The 2,019-nt window shown below is 51.1% G+C and carries 2 protein-coding genes; one reads left to right on the top strand and one right to left on the bottom strand.

The annotated features are described in order from the left end of the window. Positions 1-1,474 (bottom strand): colicin-like bacteriocin tRNase domain-containing protein (locus tag ACFPZN_RS55915; RefSeq protein ID WP_378293542.1); only part of this gene is annotated, 1,474 nt, incomplete at its 3' end. 326 nt (positions 1,475-1,800) lie between these two features. On the opposite strand from ACFPZN_RS55915, the gene ACFPZN_RS55910 reads away from it, so the two are divergent. Beyond that, a partial coding sequence (locus tag ACFPZN_RS55910) for a hypothetical protein (RefSeq protein ID WP_378293540.1) occupies positions 1,801-2,019 on the top strand: 219 nt, incomplete at its 3' end.

The following is a 2,019-nucleotide window of genomic DNA, read 5'->3' as shown; positions in this document are numbered from 1 at the left end:
CTCGCTTTAACTCTCCAAGTCCCTTTATGTCTTCTGTTTTAGGTACTGGATGATAATCATGGCCGTAGTCTTTAGTCCCCTTGCGAGGCTTGTTCTTTTCCTCATTTAACTTATTTTCTGCATCCTTCGCTTTTTTCTCCTTTTGTTTCCGGCTCTCCATCGCCCCGGTAAGTGCAGCCTTATCTCTGGATAAGGATTCATTCATTGCGTTTAAAGATGCCTGAGCCGCTTTTAATTTCTCATTCTGATTCTGAATATCCTTATCAAGATAGCGAACCTGATCCTGCCACCCGGAGCCATATTCATGAGGCGGGTTATAAGTCACAAAATCATCTTTATTTGCCTCTGCCTCTTTTACCTTTTTATCGGCTTCCTGAACAGCAGCCCTTGCACCGGGGAGCGCCTTCTCTGTCGATGCAATGCGGCTGTTTAAGGTCGCAATATTTTTATCTTCGGCATCCAGCTCAGCTTTCGCTTTATCATAGTCTCTTTTCAGCCCCTCTTCCGGATGAGCGGCGTCCCATGCCTGCTGGCGACGCTTTTCTTCCTCCTGACGCTGTTTTACCTGTGCCGGGGTAAGAACATCTGTCACCGACACATAAACCGGCTTCTGTCCGGTCTCTTTCGGGAAACGAATAACGGCCTCACGGGAGTTACCACCGGCTGTAAAACCAGCCGGACGTGAATCACCTTTTTCAGCAACAATGCCTTTTGGCGGGGCTTTCGCTGTCGGAACACCTTTCGGTACGCTCACCTGCAGAGACGGGAGACCCGGAATCGACACACTGAATACCCCCGGACGTTTTGTCGGTTTCGCATCCACCACAGGGACACTCATTGGCCGACCTGCGACAACCGCAATATGCTGCCGCTCATCCTTCACCACATCCACAACCCGTTGTCTGACACGAACCGTCGCCTGGTCCAGTGGTAAAGTACTTGCCGGAGTCTCCGTCACCGCATCGGCCGGTAATGACGTCATAATTTTTGACATCATTTTCGGATCATCTTTTGCAATCTCAGAAGGCAGCACACCGTAGATCGCAATCCCCCACAGACCAAACTTAAACGGCCCCTTCAGGGCAGCCAGCACACCAGCAACGGCGGCCGACAACGCATCGCCGGAAACTGATAAAGCCAGTCCTTCAGCCCCCGGAGTAGCCAGGGCAGGCAGACCGAAGGCCATCGCAGTGGCCGAAGACTGTCCGCCACCAGAGCTACCGCTATGATTGCCGCTGTTACCACCATTACCACCGGGTTTACTCCCGCCGTTACCAAACTCCCCCGGATTATAGTTATGAATATCTCCATTCGGCGTATGCGTCGTACCCCAGCCCGGCCCGCTGTTTGGATCCGTACCACCACCTGATGAAGGGCCACCTTTACCAGACGTACCGTTCACATTCCCACTGGCCTGACCACCATTATGTCCCAGACCTGAATTACCCGGACCTCGACCGTCTCCACCACTCATACCGTTTTCCTCTTTGACATTTAAAACAATAAATTAAAGCCAACATACTGTACATATACACAGTATAATTATTACCTTACTCCTCCCGTTTTCAGGTGTCAATATATGAGATTAGTTCTCATCTTCAGGCACAAAAAAGCGCCCGGAGCCACCTGTAAGCAGATCGCGTCTTTTCCCGAAAATTTCTCATGGCAACAAATTTTATTATTTAAGACATTCATCACACTTACATTTCAGATGGTATAGACACATCTGAAAGCTAACTGGCATGAGGAGAGGACCTGCGGTTAAACTGTTCGGGAAACCTGAGACGCCCGGAGGCCACTATGACGCACCTGAAACTGACTCCCGCTGAAGAAAAGCGCCTGGCGGACGCCTTTGTCGCTCAGGCACTGGCCATGGGCCTGAAAGGGAACAAAACGCTGCCAAAGGCGGTAAAACAACAGGTGCGGGAAAGGGTGCTTCGTGCCATTCAGGACGAACGTGAAGCCAGGCGGGCGCAGGAAATGCGTCGGGAGAAATACGAGGCTACGGAAACCACCTTC

It is taken from the genome of Actinomadura rugatobispora (genome assembly GCF_042656285.1).
Lineage (GTDB): Bacteria > Actinomycetota > Actinomycetes > Streptosporangiales > Streptosporangiaceae > Spirillospora > Spirillospora rugatobispora.
The sequence above is the reverse complement of the archived record's forward strand: the minus strand, read 5'-3'. Positions and strand labels throughout refer to the sequence as shown.